The organism is Cnuibacter sp. UC19_7 (assembly GCF_042699995.1).
Taxonomy (GTDB): domain Bacteria; phylum Actinomycetota; class Actinomycetes; order Actinomycetales; family Microbacteriaceae; genus Cnuibacter.
In genome coordinates, this window is sequence record NZ_CP170560.1 from 2,478,986 (window position 1) to 2,493,646 (window position 14,661).

Here is a 14,661-nt window from a genome sequence, read left to right on the forward strand (position 1 = left end):
GCGCGGTCGCCGTCACCCCACACGCTGCGCCGGTCTCCGCTAGGATGTGGAGACCGCTTCGGCGGTACGCGGATGTAGTTCAATGGCAGAACTTCAGCTTCCCAAGCTGATAGCGCGGGTTCGATTCCCGTCATCCGCTCCACGACCCGGGTCCGTGCCGGCGCCGCGCCGACGCGATCCGCAGGAGGTGCAGCCGTGCGCAACCCGGTCTCCGCCGCCGCCGTCACCGGCATCGCCCTGATCGTCCTCGGCGCGGTCGTGTACGCGGTGTTCTCCTCGCTCGACCTCGAGGACTACGCGATGACGTGCACCAGCGGCCTCGGCTGCGTGAGCCGCGATCCGCTCCTGTTCACCCTGCACGGCGCCGCGCTCGATCACGTGCAGCCGCTGTTCACCGCGGGCGCGGTGAGTGCGTCGGCGGCCCTCGCCCTGGCGGCCGTGCGACCGCTGCTGCCCATCCCCACGAACGCGAGGAGAGTCGCCATGCGCCCCACCGTCGCCCTCTGGTGCGTCGCCGTCGTGCTGATCGTCGGCGGTGCGGCGTACGCCACCTGGTCGCGGACCCCGGATGTCACGAACTCGACCATCCAGGAGTGCACGCCCGGGGTGGGCTGCAGCCAGACCGTCGTCTACACGCTGCAGCAGCTGTCGTACGTCGTCGTGCCCGCAGCGCTGACGGCGGGGTTCCTCGCCCTGGCGCTCGCGATCGTCGTGACGGCGATGCGACGGCGGCGCCCGGTCCTCGAACCCGACGGGGCCGACGAGGCGGACGATGAGAGCGACGGCGTCGGGTCGACGACACGTGAACGCGCCCGCGCCGCCGTCTGGGGCGGCCGCGACCTCACACCCTTCATGCCCCCGTCCGACAGATCAGCCGAGCGGCGCCGCTGAAGGGCCGTGATCCCGCGCCCGGGTGCGACACAGGATGGCGACCACCCGGTCCGACCTGCCAGACTGCTCCCCTCGAACCACGAGCCCACACCGAGGTGGGCAGAGGGGGGACCCATGTCGGGCATCCGCATCCGCGACTTCCAGGTCGACGACCTCGACGGCGTGCTGCACCTCTGGGAGCAGGCGCACCCGGCGGAGCCGGTGTACGCGCTCGGCGAGGTGATCGCGAGCTGCCAGAAGGACCACGCGATGATCGCGGTCGACGGCGACCAGGTGGTCGGCGCCGCCGTCGGACGCGCGGCGCACGCGCAGGGCTGGATCGTGTTCTTCGGCGTGCTCCCCTCGTACGCCGAGCGGCAGGACGGGCTCGGCACGCGCCTGCTGTCGGCGCTCGAGCGGAGGATGGCGCCCCTCGGGCTCGGCAAGCTCTCGGCGCTGCTGCCCGCCACCGACCAGCACCTCGACGACTACCTGAGCGCGTCGTTCACGCTGAAGCAGGACCTCCACTACGTCGAGCGCACGGTCCCTGTACGGCGCGAGACGCTGGCGGTGCTGCAGGAGCTCGGCGGGCGGATGCCCGCGCCCGGGCTGTGGGATCGCGTCGGAGGCATGACCCGCGAGAAGGAGCTGCTCGAACTGCGTCTCGTCACGCCGCTGTCGCATCCGGACGTCGCCGCCCGCCACGGGGTCGTCGCCCCGCGCGCCGCGATGCTGTTCGGCCCACCCGGCACCGGGAAGACCACGTTCGCCCGCGCCGTGGCGAGTCGCCTCGGATGGCCCTTCGTCGAGGTGTTCCCCTCGCGCCTGGCCGGCGACCCCCGCGGGCTGGCCGGTGGTCTGCGCGAGACGTTCGCCCGCATCGAGGAGCTCGAGCACGCCGTCGTCTTCATCGACGAGGTGGAGGAGATCGCCTCCCGCCGCGGAGGCGAGCCGCCCAGCGCGATGCAGGGCGTGACGAACGAGCTGCTGAAGCTCATCCCCGAGTTCCGCGAGCAGGAGGGGCGGCTGCTGATGTGCGCGACGAACTTCATCCGCGCCCTCGACCCCGCGTTCCTCCGCCACGGGCGGTTCGACTACGTGATCCCGATCGGGCTCCCGGATGCGGCGGCCCGCGCCGCCATCTGGCGCGGGCACTTCCCTCCCGCGGCGGGTGACATCGACCTCGACTCGCTCGTCGAGGCCACCGACGGCTTCACCCCCGCCGACATCGAGTACGCCGCGCGCCGTGCCGCGCAGGCCTCCCTCGAGCGCGCGCTCCCCGCCGAGGGGGATGCAGCACCTTCCTCCGCGACCTCGTCCGACCCGGACGGCCCCATGACCGACGACTACCTCGCCGCCATCCGCGCCACCCGCCGCACGGTGGCCGACGACGTCGCCGCCGACTTCCTCGCCGACATCGACACCCTCGCCCGCCTCTGAGGCCCGAGATACGAGTATGCTTCATGTGTGACGATGCCGAAGACGCACTCGCGGCAGATAGACGTCGACGGTCGTGCGTACCGCTGGATGGTGAACCGGACGAGCGCTCGCGAGCCTGAGATCGTGGTCTCGATCGAGCTGGTCTCGCGAACATCGAGCATCGCACGAGCGCGTGTGGACGCATCTGCCCGAGCGGTCGGGGTGACGCCAGCAGTGGTGGCCCGCATCGTGCGGCAGGCGCGCCGGGCAGGATGGCACCCCGAGTCGGGGAGCGCGGTCCCCTTTTTCTGCTGACGTCTGTCTCGACGTCACCTCGACACCGAATCCGCCCGACTCCCCCGAGATACGGAGTCGGTCCGGGGGAATCGGTGTCGAGGTGACGCGACCTCGCCGTCGCTCGTCACGGAATGCGCGCCACTGACGTGCCCTACGCGGTCGCTCGTCGGAAACTCGTGATGAACGACGGGACCCACGCCTCTTGCGGCGCTCAGGGAATGCGAAGGCGCGCCGGAGGGCCCGCTCGGCTGCCCGGCGTACGTTCGAACGCATGCAACGAGTCCGCGCCCGCATGCCCCGGGTGCGGCGTGGGCTCGAGCGGCTGGCCGACCTCGGTCGGCCCCGGCGCGTCCCCGTCTGGATGTGGCGAGGGCTCATGCGCGCCGTGCGGCGCAGTGAGCTCGCCCGGTTCAACGCCGATCCGGTGACCGACGTCGACTACCACCTCGACCTCGACTTCGTGGGCGACGGCATCCGCGCCCACCGGCTCGACGTCATCACGCCGAAGCGCCCGAGTCCGATTCACCCAGGCGGCAGCGGCGCCGGCGAGACGGGAGAGGAGTCCCTCCCCGTCTACGTCTACTTCCACGGCGGCGGATGGACGAGCGGCGACAAGGACGCACTCACCAAGTACTGCGCCAGCCAGGCCCTCCACGGCATGGTCGTGGTCAACGTGAACTACCGCCGCGCCACCCGCTTCCGCATGACGCACATCATGCACGACGCGGATGCGGCACTCGCCTGGGTGCGCGCCCACGTCGCCGAGTTCGGCGGCGACCCCGACCGCATCGTGCTCGGGGGCGACTCGGCCGGCGGCCAGATCTCCGCCCTGCTCACCGCATCCGCCCACCACCGCACGCTGGCCGCGCACTACCGCCTGCGGGCGGCGCCGACGGCGGGGGCCGCGGGCGCGATCCGGGGGCTGGTGCAGCACTGCAGTGTGGTGGACTTCTCGGTGCTCTTCGAGCGCGGCTTCATCATGGGCCTGGGCTTCGTGCGGATGCTGCTGCCGGGCGGCGCCCGCAGCGCGACGCGCGCGCAGCTGCGGCGGGCGTCCGGTCCGCTCTCGCCCATCGAGTGGGTCGACCGAGGATTCCCGCCCGTGTTCGTCACGACGTCGGAGAGCGACTACTTCTACCGAGCGAACCTCAACTTCATCGAGCGCCTCCGCGAGCACGGGGTACGTGTGCGGTCGCTCGTCTACGACCGGGCCACCCCGAACACGCTCCACACCTGGCAGCAGTTCGACGGGTATCCGCAGTCGCAGGAGGTGTACCGCCGGCTCCGCGAGTTCGTGCGCGAGGTCACGCACGTCCGCGCGTCGCGCGCGACGGCGATCGGGCCTGCGAACGCGCCCGCCCCGGTACATTAGGGCGAGTGGCACACCGCATCCTGCTCGACGTCGACACGGGGATCGACGACGCGATGGCGATCCTCTTCGCCGTCGCCCACCCCGACATCGAGGTGCTCGGCATCGGCTGCGTGGCGGGCAACGCCCCGCTGCCGCAGGTGGTCGCGAACACGGTGCGCGTCCTCGACGCGGCGAGGGCCCCGTCGATCCCCGTCGCGGCCGGCGCCTCCCGCCCGCTGATCGAGCCCGCGCGTCCCTCGCACGTGCACGGTGAGGACGGCCTGGGCGGTCTCGACCTGCCGCCCTCGTCGCGCCCGGTCGATCCACGGCACAGCGTCGACCTCTTCCGCGACCTCATCCTGGAGGCGGCGGCCGACGGAGGCGGCAAGGCGACGATCGTCGCGCTGGCCCCGCAGACGAACATCGCTCTGCTGCTGCGTCAACACCCCGAGGTGGCGGGGGCGCTCGAGCGGATCGTGTTCATGGGCGGCTCCGCGTCGGGCGGGAACGCCACCGCGGTAGCCGAGTTCAACGTGTGGCAGGATCCGGAGGCCACGGCGGTGACGATCGGATCCGGGGTGCCCACCTACATGTACGGGCTCGACGTGTTCAACGCCGTCGAGATGCCCCGCGACGAGCGCGACCGACTCGCCGGCAGCGAGCGCCTGGGGGAGCGGGTGGTCGCGCAGCTGCTCACGCATCCGATGGCCGACCCGGACCCCGAGAACCCGGACGGGTACTCGGGGCACATCGGCGACGCCGGCGCGGTGGTCGCCCTGGTCGACCCCGAGGCGCTGCTCACCCGCGTGCACCCGGTGCGTGTCGAGCTCGAGGGCGCCAGCCGCGGGCAGACCGTCGTCGACCGGCGGGTGCGTCACGGCGAGGATGCGGTGCACGGCTCGGCCGCGGCGGCCCACCCAGTGGAGGTGGCGCTGGGGGTCGACACCGCGCGGGTGAACCGCGTCTTCCTCGACACGATCGCCCTGCTGCCGTGACCGACGAGGTCGCGCCGCCGGCTCTGAGCGACGCCGAGCTGCGGGCGTCGACCACGCGCACTCCGCCCGCGTCGGAGGAGGCGGGGCACGGGATCTCCACGGTCGCGCTCCCCCTCCCCCCGGGGCCGAACGTGCCCTACACGCTCGCATACCTCGTGGCCGACGCCGACGGCGCGCCGCACCTCGTCGATGCCGGATGGGATTCACCCGACAACCTCGCACGCCTCGAGACCGCTCTCACCGCGCGCGGGTGGCGGCTCGCCGACCTGCGCTCGATCATCGTGACGCACCTCCACAGCGACCACCTCGGGATGGCGGCGACCCTCCGCGAGCGCACCGGCGCCTCCGTCGTGCTGAGCCGCGCGGAGCAGGAGTCGATCGACGCGCTCGTGTCCGCCGCTCCCACCAGGGTCGAGCGGTCTCGCGAACGGGCGATCGGATGGGGTGTGCCTGCCGACAGGATCCCGGAGCTCCTCGAGGTGGCCGAGCGGGCGGCCCACGTCACCCCCTTCCGGGCCGACGTGCTGGTCGAGGACGGCGACGTGCTCCCGATCGCGGGTCGTTCCGTCCGCGCGGTGGTGACCCCGGGCCACACCCCCGGGAGCCTGTGCCTCGCCGACGACGGCTCCGGTGTCGTCTTCACCGGCGACCACGTGCTGCCCACGGTCTACAGCGGGCTCGGTCTCGGCGGGCCCTCGCCGCGCAACGCGCTCACGGCCATGCTCGACTCGCTCCGCCGCATCGCCGAGCTCGACGACCTCGACGTGCTCCCCGGGCACGAGTACCGCTTCCGGGGCCTCGCCGACCGCTGCGAGCGCATCGCCGAGCACCATCTCCGACGCGGGGGAGAGGTCGCGCAGGCGCGAGGTGCGCTTCCCGATCCGACCGTCTTCGAGATCGCCTCGCGCGTGAGCTGGTCGCCCGGATGGGACAACATGCGCGGCTTCGTGCTGCAGTCCGCCCTGCAGCAGACGGCGATGCATCTCGAGCACCTCCTGGAGGAGGATCGTGAGCATGGCTGAGTTCGTCGAGATCCCGTCGCCCGGGTGGCCGCTCACCTTCGGGGAGGAGGGGCGGCCCGGGGTCGTGATCGTCCACGACGCCTACGGGCGCCTGCCGTACCTCGAGTCGTACGCGACGGCGCTCGCCGCGCAGGGCTTCTTCGTCGCCGTGCCCGACCTCTTCGACGGCCTCGCCACGGTCGACCGCGCCGGGGCGGAGGAGCTGCTCCAGCGGATGGACGCGGGCTTCGCCATCGCGACGCTCGACGACGCGATCGAGCTGACCCGCGGCGCGGGAGCCACCCGTGTCGGCGTGATCGGGCTCGGCGTCGGCGGGTGGCTCGCTCTGCGCGCGGCGCAGAGCGGCTCGGTGGATGCGGTGGTGTCGTACTACGCCGGTCTCGCCGACGACGAGGCCGGGATCGTGCCGGCACCCGTCCTGGTGCATCGCTCGGAGGCCGGCGTGTGGGAGAACGGGGCGGAGACCGACCGCTTCGTCACCCGACTGCGCGAGCACGGCACCCCCGTGACCCAGCACACCTACGTCGGCACGGGCGACGGCTTCGCCAACGCCACCATGCTCGAGCTGCTCGACAAGAACGCCGCCGCGCTCGCCTTCGCGCGGTCCGCGTACTTCCTGCAGTCGCATCTCCTCGACTGAACCTGCGGCCCGGCCCGCGACCCGGCTCACGGCGAGCGCCTGAGACGTCCGCACGCCTGCGCTACCGTCGAGGGCATGAGCGCTTTCGACCCCGACGTCGTGCAGGCCATCCTGCGCCACATGAACGGCGACCACACCGACGACAACCTCCTCATCGCGCGGGCCTTCGTCGACCCGTCCGCGGAGGAGTCGGTCATGACGGGGTACGACGCCGACGGCGGGTCGTGGGACGTGACGACGAGCGGTTCCCTGCGCCACGCCTCGGTCGCCTGGCCGAACGGCCCGATCGCCGAGCGCCCGGATGTGCGCCGCGAGATCGTGGCCCTCTACGACGAGGCCTGCGCGGTGCTCGGCGTCGAGCCGCGTCCGCATGCGTGACGGGAGGCGATCCGTCCGCTAAGTTAGGTGACACTAACCTAACTCGGGAGTGACGATGGCCACTGTGATCCCCTTCTCGCAAGCGCTGCGCGAGCGCACCTGGAGCGGCCACAGCGACAGCGAGGGCGCCGGCTTCATGACCGACCTGATGAGCGGCAAGGGCACGCGGGACGACTACATCTCGCTGGTCGCCCAGCACTGGTTCATCTACGCCGCCCTCGAGACGGCGGCCGAGGCGATGAAGGACGACCCGATCGCGGCCCTCTTCATCACCCCGAAGCTCACGCGCCTGCCCGCCCTGGAGCAGGACCTCCGCTTCCTCCTCGGCGACGACTGGCGCGACCGCATCCGCCCGCTGCCCACCACCGAGCGCTACGTGGCCCGCATCGACGAGGTCGCAGCCACCTGGAACGGCGGCTTCATCGCGCACCACTACACGCGGTACCTCGGAGACCTGTCGGGCGGGCAGATCATCCGCACCCTCATGCAGCGCCAGTTCGGCTTCGAGACGAACGGCGTCGGCTTCTACCTCTTCGACGAGATCGCCAAGCCGAAGCAGTTCAAGGAGCACTACCGCACCCAGCTCGACGCCGTCGGATGGGATGAGGCGGAGCGCGACCGCGTCATCGACGAGGTGCTCGTGGCCTACCGCTTCAACACCGAGCTCTTCCTCGACCTGGCCGAGGCCAAGGCGGCCGCCGTCGCCTGAGCGGACCCTCTGGGTCGCCTGAGGGCGACGCGCGGGTATCGCGGAGGGGTTCACCGGAGCGTCACCCGTCGTTCATCGACCGCGGGGCGGGATCGTCCTACCGTGGGCGCGAGGAAGTTCTCAGGTGTGAACTTCCGACCCCCTCGAGAGGAAGACCCGACATGCGCATGCCCTCCGTGCGGTCCCGCTTCGCGCGTCCGTTCGCCGCGACAGCCTTCATCACCGCCGCCCTCGTGGCCGTCCCGGCCGCCGCGCACGCGGCGCCCACGCCGCCCGACGTGATCCCGGCGCTGTCCGGGTACAACGCCTTCTGGACGCCGGACTCCCGCGTCTCGCCCACCGTGCAGCAGGGCACGGTCGACAACCCCGACGTGATGGCCTACGACGACGAGCTCGCCGTCTGGATCAACCGCTCCGCCACCGGCGCGCAGCAGTTCAAGGCTCTGCAGGACGCCGAGTACGACAACACCGGCACCGCCTACGACCAGTCGATCACCGTCGGCACCGGCCTCGGCACGACGCTCGGCGCGCTCTACATCGCCGGCCGCAACGACGGCTCGCTCCCGCTCACCTCGGCGCTCATCAACAGCGAGACCGGATCCGCCGGCGCCTTCGTCAGCACCGGCAAGGCGAAGAGCTACTTCAGCCACCCGCGCCCCTACATCGCCACCGACCCGAACACCCCGGCCACGCCGGGCGACGCGGCCGTGTGCGCCCCGAGCGTCACCAATGCCACCTCGCTGAGCGGCAACCGCGTGGGCCGGCCGTGGGCATCCGCGGGGTCGAACACCCAGGGCGACCTCCTCATCGAGCGTGTCGCCGACACCGTCGACACCACGCACCAGTTCTCGCCGAACGACGTGCCGATCAGCGCCGGCTACGGTACCGCCGGCATCTGCCAGGGCGGATCGTTCCCGAGCGGCCACACCACCACCGCGTACCAGGCGGGCATCACGCTCGCGACGCTGCTGCCCGAGCTGGCGCCGGAGATCCTCTCGCGCGCCTCCGAGAACGGCAACGATCGGATCGTGCTCGGCGTGCACTACCCGCTCGACGTCATGGGCGGGCGGATCGCCGGCGAGGTGGCGCTCTCGACGCTCTGGTCGGATGCGGACTACCGCACCACCGTCCTCGAGCCGGCCCGCGCCGAGCTGGTGGCGTACCTCGAGGCGAAGTGCGGCGACACGCTCGCGAACTGCATCGCCGCGCAGGCGTCGGCCGGAGGCCAGTATGAGGCCGACCCGTACGGCGGTCAGGCGTTCTCGGCCGACTTCGGGGCGCAGATCGTCACCGACCGCGCCACCGCCGTCGCCGCGTACCAGCAGCGGCTCACCTACGGCTTCGGCCAGGTCGGCACCCCCGGCCTCGCCCCCGACGTGCCCGCCGGCGCCGAGAACCTGCTGCTCACCACGTTCCCCACGCTGTCGGACGCGCAGCGCACCTCGGTGCTCGCCCAGACCCAGATCGACTCGGGCTTCCCGCTCGACCTCACCGGGTCGGGCAGCGGATCGTGGCAGCGGCTCGACCTCGCCGCGGCCATGAGCGCCACCGTCGAGCTCGAGGCCGACGGGTCCGTCCGCGTGCTCAGCACGGGCGGCGCGGCGCAGGTCGTGACGCCCGCCGGCCCGAGCCCGGCCCCCGCCGGCGGTGGGGCTGCTGCGGCGCCCGCGGGCAAGGGCGCGCTCGCGGCGACGGGCCTCGACGCCGGCGCGATCGGCGGCGCGGGCACCCTCGTCCTCGCGGCCGGCGCCCTCCTCCTCGTCGGCCTCCGCCGCCGCACCGCCCGCTGACGCGTCGAAGACGGGGCGGGCCCGTTTTCAGGACCTACGCCCGTTCTCAGGACACATCGTCCTGAGAACGGGCGTTTCCGTCGTCCCGTCCTGAAACGGGCTGCGGGCTGGGCTCCGTCCACGAGGTTCTTCTGGAGGAGCGGCGATGACGGGCGAACGGTCTCCTCTTCCCGCCTGGGGTTGGGCGCTGATCGTCGTCGGTGCGGTGATGGTGCTGCTGGCCGTGCTGGCCTTCGTCGCCGCGCTCGGCATCGTCGGAGGCCTGCTCTCCGTCTTCGTCGGCGCTCCGTCCGGCGCTGGTGGGGCCGGCTGACGAGCTCGACCTGAGCGCCGTCACTTCGACACCGGATGCGGCGCAGCCCCCGCGCATATGGAGGGGCTTGCCCGGATCCGGTGTCGAAGCGACACGGACGGGACGGGACGCCGTCGCTCGTCACGGAATACGGCACAGCCCCCGCACATATCGGGGGGCTTGCACGTATTCCGTGATGAGCGTCAGCGCAGCAGCGCCCGACGCGCCCGCGGCGCGGGGCTCAGCGGCGCTGGGGGCGGGCGGAGATGAGGCCGAGGCCGACGCTGATGCGGTCGGCGGTCTCGATGAGCTGCTCGGCGAGCTCGTCGCGGTCGAGCTCGCGGACCACCGAGAGGCGGCCCGACACGGAGATGCCCGCGACGATGCCATCGGCGTCGCGGATGGGCGCGGCGATCGAGAGGCGGCCGAGCGCGAGCTCCTGATCCTCGAGGCAGTAGCCGCGCAGCTCCGACTCGGCGAGCACCTCGGTGAGCCGGGGGTGGTCCGTGATCGTGTGGGCGGTGTAAGCGGGCAGCTCGTCGCCGAGGAGGGACCGCCGCTCCTGCTCGTCGAGGTCGAGCAGGAGGCACTTGCCGAGCCCGGAGGCGTGCAGCGGCTGGTGCATCCCCACCATCGTGTGGGCCTTGGGAGCCAGCGCGCCCTCGAAGTGGCAGAGGTACACCAGAGACGATCCATCGCGGACACCCACGTTGACGCTCAGCCCGATCCGGTGGGCGAGCTCCTCCGCGGCCGCTCGCGACTCCCGGTGCACCGGGTTGTGATTGAGTCCCTGGCTCGCCAGCTCGAGGATCGCCGATCCGATCGAGTACAGCTGCCCGTCGGAGCGCACGTACCGCAGCTCCTCGAGCGAGGTGAGCAGACGGGCGGTCGTCGAGGCGCCGAGCCCGATGGCCCTGGCGATGTCGGAGGCGCGCAGCGCGCCCGTCTTCGACTCGCCGAGTGCGGTGAGCACGGCGGCCGCGCGCCCGATGCCCTGGTGCACCTCGCCCGTCATGTCGGCTCCGACTCCCTCGTGCGCGCGTCTGCCCGCGGGCGCGGGCTCAGTTCACCGTACCGGAGCCCGGCCACGGCGTGACGCGGCCGCTGGGCTCGGCGTACGCCTTCAGCGCGTGCACCGAGACGAAGGGCGCCCCGGCGGTCGCGGTGCAGACGAGACGCAGCTCGCTGGTCTCCACGGGGTCGACGTCGTGGATGCGGTGACGGTGCCGGTTTCCGCTCTCCGCTGCGATCACCCGCCACTCTCCGCCGACGCAGGCCTCGATCCGGTAGTCGGTGACCAGCTCGGGGACGACGTCGAAGTCGGTGCGGTGGTGGTGCAGGTTCACGAGGTCCTCGTCGACGTCGTCGTTGAGCACGACGCGCACCGAGCGGATGGTGACGGGCGCGTCCCAGCGCGCCGTCAGCACCTCGGGCCGTTCCGCGAACGACGACGACGCGGATCCCGCATCCCGCACCTCCGACGACCACAGGTGGGGTCCGCCGTACGGACGCTGCAGCCCGTCGGCGGCGTGCTCGGCGGCGTACGCCGTCGTGGCCGGCGTGACCGCGAGCGCGATCGAGCGGCGGCGCAGTCCGCGCGCCACCCAGTCGGTCGCGGGCTGGTCGTGCTCCTCGGGGATGTGGTGGTCGAACGGGGCGTCGTCGTGACGCCGTCCCGCGAGCGCGAGGAGGCCGTAGGGCCGCCCCTCCCGCAGCCCGAGCCGCACACCCTCGTGGGCGCGCACGACGACCACGCCGTTCTGCGGCACGTCCGGTGTCCAGTCGAACCGCGCGACAGCCTCCCCGTGTCCCGCGGACACGGCGACGACGGCTGTCGCGACGTGGTCGATCGGCGCGTAGTTCTGCGGCTTCCCGGTCGTCCAGAGCTCGACCTGGAGCTCGCCCGCCGCCTCCGCCTCGACCTCGAACGTGACGGTCTCGAGCGACGGTTCGACGGGGATCACGACCGCGAGATCGCGGTCGAGGTCGACCGTCCCGGCGGAGGGCAGAGCACGGGTGTCGATCGACTCGAGGGTCGACGACGCCGAGAGCCGTGCCGATCGCACGAGGTCGTCGGGTTCGTCGGACCGCACGCCCACGAGCGGCGCGTCCTCACGGAGCAGGGTCGACTGCAGCAGCGCGAGCCTGTCGCGCCCCAGCTCGCGCGGGGTCAGACCGTGGCGTGCGGCGAGCGCGGCCGCGGTCCCCGCCGCCTGCCCCTGCGTGGAACAGGTCGCCATCACACGGGTGGACCCGAAGGCGACGTGCGAGGCTGAGATGTCGCGCCCGGCGAAGAGCAGGTTGTCGAGGTCGCGGGCGTACAGCGACCTGAACGGGATGTCGTAGGTACCTGGGCTGTATCGCTGCTGCGCTCCGGCGCGGTCGGCGTAGACGCCCTCCACCGGATGCAGGTCGATCGACCAGCCGCCGAAGGCGACCGCATCCGGGAACGACACCTGGTCGAGGATGTCGTTCTGCGTCAGAGTGTGATCGCCGACGAAGCGCCGGTACTCGCGCTTGCCCGGCACCGATCCCACCCACTCCAGCGTCAGCGTCTCGGCGTCGAACTCGCCGGAGTTCTTGATGTGGTCCCAGATGCCGAAGACGACCCCCCAGAGCTCGTCGCGGATCCGCTCGTTCTCGGCGACGGTGTCGAGCTTGCCGCCCCACTCGATCCACCAGTAGTCGCAGCCGTTGTCGCCGGTGCGGATGATGCGGTTCTGAACGATGGGCGTCTGCGTGATGTCCTTCGCGATGCTCGGCGCCACGTACCTCGACGGACGGCCGGTGTCCTTCGTGTAGAAGAACAGGGAGCTGCCGAGCAGCTCGTCGTCGGCCGTCTCCGGGGCCCACTCCTCGCCGTACTCGTCCCGCCCCTCGCGGCCGATGCGGTACGACGCCCCGGCGAGATGCCCGATGAGCCCGTCGCCCGTGCAGTCGAGGAACATCGGCGCCTCGAACGCGGTCTCGATCTCGCTGCCCATCGTCCACCCGGTCACCGAGCGGATGCGTCGCCCATCCTCGCTCATCTCGAGCGAGCGCACGTCGGTGTTGAGGTGGAGGGTGACCCCGGGCTCCGCCCGCACCAGATCGAGCACCACCTGGTCCCAGTAGTAGGGGTTGCCCTCGGCGTTGCGGTACTGGTTCTCGAGGAACAGCTCGCCCATGATGCCCGTCTCGCGAGCGAACTTCTGCGTGCCGTGCGCGGTGGCGCCGACCACCCAGACGCGCACCTCGCTGGAGGAGTTGCCGCCCAGGACGGGCCGGTTGGTGACGAGCGAGACGGTGGACCCGAGCCGCGCCGCGGCCACCGCGGCGGAGACGCCCGCGAGCCCGCCCCCCGATGACGACGACGTCGGCGGTGGTGGTTCGCTTGAGCATGGGTCTCCGATCAGCGTCGATCCGCGCCGGTGGTCGTACCGACGTCGATCCTCGACAGTACCACTCGATGATCACATCCTACCGTTCAGTGGTAAACACATTGCGTCTAGTGATACAGTCGCCACCAGACCGAGCCTCGAGCCGAGCCCCGACAACGATGTGGGAGACACCATGACCGTGACCGATCCGACCTCCGCGAGCGCGGCGACGCCGCTCGACGATCACCAGCGCTCCCGCCGCATCCGGAAGGTGATCCTCGCCGCCGGCGCGGGCCACTTCGTCGAGTGGTTCGACTTCGGCCTCTACGGCACGCTCGCCACGGTGATCAGCATCAACTTCTTCCAGCAGGGGGATCCCGGTGCGGCGCTGCTGTCGGCCTTCGCGGTGTTCGGCGCCGGCTTCGTGATGCGACCCCTCGGCGGCCTCTTCTTCGGGTCGCTCGGCGACCGGATGGGACGCAAGTCCACGCTCGCGACCGTCGTCCTCGTCACGTCGGGGGCCACGGTGGTGATGGGCCTGCTGCCCACCTACTCGATGGTGGGGCTGTGGGCGCCGCTGCTCCTCGTGCTCGTCAGGCTCGTGCAGGGCTTCGCCGCCGGCGGCGAGAGCTCGGGCGCGACGACGCTGCTCGCGGAGTACGCGCCGTCGAACCGGCGCGGCTTCGTGTCGAGCTTCGTCGACGTGTTCGGCTTCGCCGCGTTCGTCGTCGGTGCCGGCCTGGTGCTGATCTTCACCTCGACCCTCGGTCCGGATGCGCTGAACAGCTGGGGATGGCGTGTGCTGTTCCTGCTCGCCCTGCCGCTCGGTCTCGCGGGGCTCTACCTGCGGTGGAAGCTCGAGGACACCCCCGAGTTCAAGGCCATCGAGCAGAAGGGCGAGGTGACGAAGTCGCCCCTGCGCACCTCGCTGCGCACCTCCTGGAGGGCCCTGCTGTTCTGCGTCGGCTTCGTGGTCATCAAGGCCGTGGGGCACTGGATCCTCCAGACCTTCATGCCGTCGTACCTGCAGACCACGCTCCACTACAACCAGACGACGAGCTACGCGGTCACCACGATCGGGCTGCTGGCCATCGCGATCCTGGTGCCCTTCATGGGCCTGCTCAGCGACCGGATCGGACGCAAGCCGGTGATGATCGCCGGCTGCATCGGGTTCGTCGTGCTCACGTATCCGACGCTCATGCTCATGAACGCCGGCAACTTCTGGGCCGCCACCGCCGCGATGATCCTGCTGGGCGTCTTCATGGCCGCCTACGACGGTGCCTCGAGCGCCGCGATGGCGGAGCTCTTCCCCACGAACATCCGCTACGGGTCGATGGCCATCGCCTACAACGTGTCGGTCGCGATCTTCGGCGGCATCACCCCGTACTTCGCCGCCTTCCTCATCACCGCCTCGGGCAACCCGTTCGCCCCGGCGTTCTACGTGATGGCCGCCGCCGCTGTCTCGCTCGTGGTCGTGCTGCGTGCCCGCGAGACCTTCCGCCTGCCGCTGCGGCAGCAGGCGTGAGCGGGGCGGATCGG

13 protein-coding genes and 1 tRNA gene are annotated in these 14,661 nt (G+C 71.6%); 12 read left to right on the plus strand and 2 right to left on the minus strand.

All coding sequences use genetic code 11. The annotated features are described in order from the left end of the window. Positions 1-68: 68 nt before the first annotated feature. The 11 genes from ACFJGV_RS11820 to ACFJGV_RS11870 all read left to right on the plus strand — a co-directional run bounded on the left by ACFJGV_RS11820 (position 69) and on the right by ACFJGV_RS11870 (position 9,784). Positions 69-142 (plus strand) — tRNA-Gly (locus ACFJGV_RS11820). 53 nt (positions 143-195) lie between these two features. Beyond that, positions 196-891 (plus strand): hypothetical protein, encoded by a 696-nt coding sequence (locus ACFJGV_RS11825; protein ID WP_378144143.1) that lies wholly within the window; start codon positions 196-198, stop codon positions 889-891. A 114-nt stretch (positions 892-1,005) separates the two neighbouring features. After that, positions 1,006-2,310 (plus strand): ATP-binding protein, encoded by a 1,305-nt coding sequence (locus ACFJGV_RS11830; protein WP_378144145.1) that lies wholly within the window; start codon positions 1,006-1,008, stop codon positions 2,308-2,310. A gap of 547 nt (positions 2,311-2,857) precedes the next feature. Continuing rightward, positions 2,858-3,958, plus strand: a complete 1,101-nt coding sequence (locus ACFJGV_RS11835; RefSeq protein WP_378144146.1) for an alpha/beta hydrolase — start codon at positions 2,858-2,860, stop codon at positions 3,956-3,958. 5 nt (positions 3,959-3,963) lie between these two features. Continuing rightward, positions 3,964-4,932 (plus strand): nucleoside hydrolase, encoded by a 969-nt coding sequence (locus tag ACFJGV_RS11840; RefSeq protein WP_378144147.1) that lies wholly within the window; start codon positions 3,964-3,966, stop codon positions 4,930-4,932. Continuing rightward, entirely contained in the window at positions 4,929-5,954 is a 1,026-nt protein-coding gene (locus ACFJGV_RS11845; protein ID WP_378144148.1) for an MBL fold metallo-hydrolase, read from the plus strand. Before ACFJGV_RS11840 ends, ACFJGV_RS11845 begins: the two co-directional genes overlap by 4 nt. Beyond that, positions 5,947-6,594: a dienelactone hydrolase family protein gene (locus ACFJGV_RS11850; RefSeq protein ID WP_378144149.1), complete on the plus strand. Its 648-nt coding sequence runs from the start codon at positions 5,947-5,949 to the stop codon at positions 6,592-6,594. The genes ACFJGV_RS11845 and ACFJGV_RS11850 overlap by 8 nt, the downstream gene beginning before the upstream one ends. A 75-nt stretch (positions 6,595-6,669) precedes the next feature. Next, positions 6,670-6,972, plus strand: coding sequence for a DUF2470 domain-containing protein (locus ACFJGV_RS11855; protein WP_378144150.1), 303 nt, complete (start codon positions 6,670-6,672; stop codon positions 6,970-6,972). Between the two features lie 55 nt (positions 6,973-7,027). Continuing rightward, the gene (locus ACFJGV_RS11860) at positions 7,028-7,681 is read left to right on the plus strand and encodes a heme oxygenase (biliverdin-producing) (protein ID WP_378148708.1); all 654 of its coding nucleotides are present in this window, start codon (positions 7,028-7,030) and stop codon (positions 7,679-7,681) included. A gap of 161 nt (positions 7,682-7,842) precedes the next feature. After that, the gene (locus tag ACFJGV_RS11865) at positions 7,843-9,471 is read left to right on the plus strand and encodes a phosphatase PAP2 family protein (protein ID WP_378144151.1); all 1,629 of its coding nucleotides are present in this window, start codon (positions 7,843-7,845) and stop codon (positions 9,469-9,471) included. Positions 9,472-9,616: 145 nt separating this feature from the next. Continuing rightward, the gene (locus tag ACFJGV_RS11870) at positions 9,617-9,784 is read left to right on the plus strand and encodes a hypothetical protein (RefSeq protein ID WP_378144153.1); all 168 of its coding nucleotides are present in this window, start codon (positions 9,617-9,619) and stop codon (positions 9,782-9,784) included. A 220-nt stretch (positions 9,785-10,004) separates the two neighbouring features. On the opposite strand, the gene ACFJGV_RS11875 is transcribed toward ACFJGV_RS11870, so the two are convergent. Further along, a complete protein-coding gene (locus ACFJGV_RS11875; RefSeq protein WP_378144154.1) occupies positions 10,005-10,778 on the minus strand; it encodes an IclR family transcriptional regulator in 774 nt (257 codons plus the stop codon). A 46-nt stretch (positions 10,779-10,824) separates the two neighbouring features. Then, the gene (locus ACFJGV_RS11880; RefSeq protein ID WP_378144155.1) at positions 10,825-13,074 is read right to left on the minus strand and encodes an FAD-dependent oxidoreductase; all 2,250 of its coding nucleotides are present in this window, start codon (positions 13,072-13,074) and stop codon (positions 10,825-10,827) included. Between the two features lie 241 nt (positions 13,075-13,315). On the opposite strand from ACFJGV_RS11880, the gene ACFJGV_RS11885 reads away from it, so the two are divergent. Then, a complete protein-coding gene (locus tag ACFJGV_RS11885; RefSeq protein WP_378144156.1) occupies positions 13,316-14,647 on the plus strand; it encodes an MFS transporter in 1,332 nt (443 codons plus the stop codon). The last annotated feature ends 14 nt before the right edge of the window (positions 14,648-14,661 follow it).

Coding starts and splice junctions, on each gene's coding strand:
- ACFJGV_RS11830 (WP_378144145.1), top strand. CDS start 1,006: ATGTCGGGCATCCGCATCCGCGACTTCCAGGTCGACGACCTCGACGGC.
- ACFJGV_RS11835 (WP_378144146.1), top strand. CDS start 2,858: ATGCAACGAGTCCGCGCCCGCATGCCCCGGGTGCGGCGTGGGCTCGAG.
- ACFJGV_RS11850 (WP_378144149.1), top strand. CDS start 5,947: ATGGCTGAGTTCGTCGAGATCCCGTCGCCCGGGTGGCCGCTCACCTTC.
- ACFJGV_RS11855 (WP_378144150.1), top strand. CDS start 6,670: ATGAGCGCTTTCGACCCCGACGTCGTGCAGGCCATCCTGCGCCACATG.
- ACFJGV_RS11860 (WP_378148708.1), top strand. CDS start 7,028: ATGGCCACTGTGATCCCCTTCTCGCAAGCGCTGCGCGAGCGCACCTGG.
- ACFJGV_RS11865 (WP_378144151.1), top strand. CDS start 7,843: ATGCGCATGCCCTCCGTGCGGTCCCGCTTCGCGCGTCCGTTCGCCGCG.
- ACFJGV_RS11870 (WP_378144153.1), top strand. CDS start 9,617: ATGACGGGCGAACGGTCTCCTCTTCCCGCCTGGGGTTGGGCGCTGATC.
- ACFJGV_RS11875 (WP_378144154.1), bottom strand. CDS start 10,778: ATGACGGGCGAGGTGCACCAGGGCATCGGGCGCGCGGCCGCCGTGCTC.
- ACFJGV_RS11885 (WP_378144156.1), top strand. CDS start 13,316: ATGACCGTGACCGATCCGACCTCCGCGAGCGCGGCGACGCCGCTCGAC.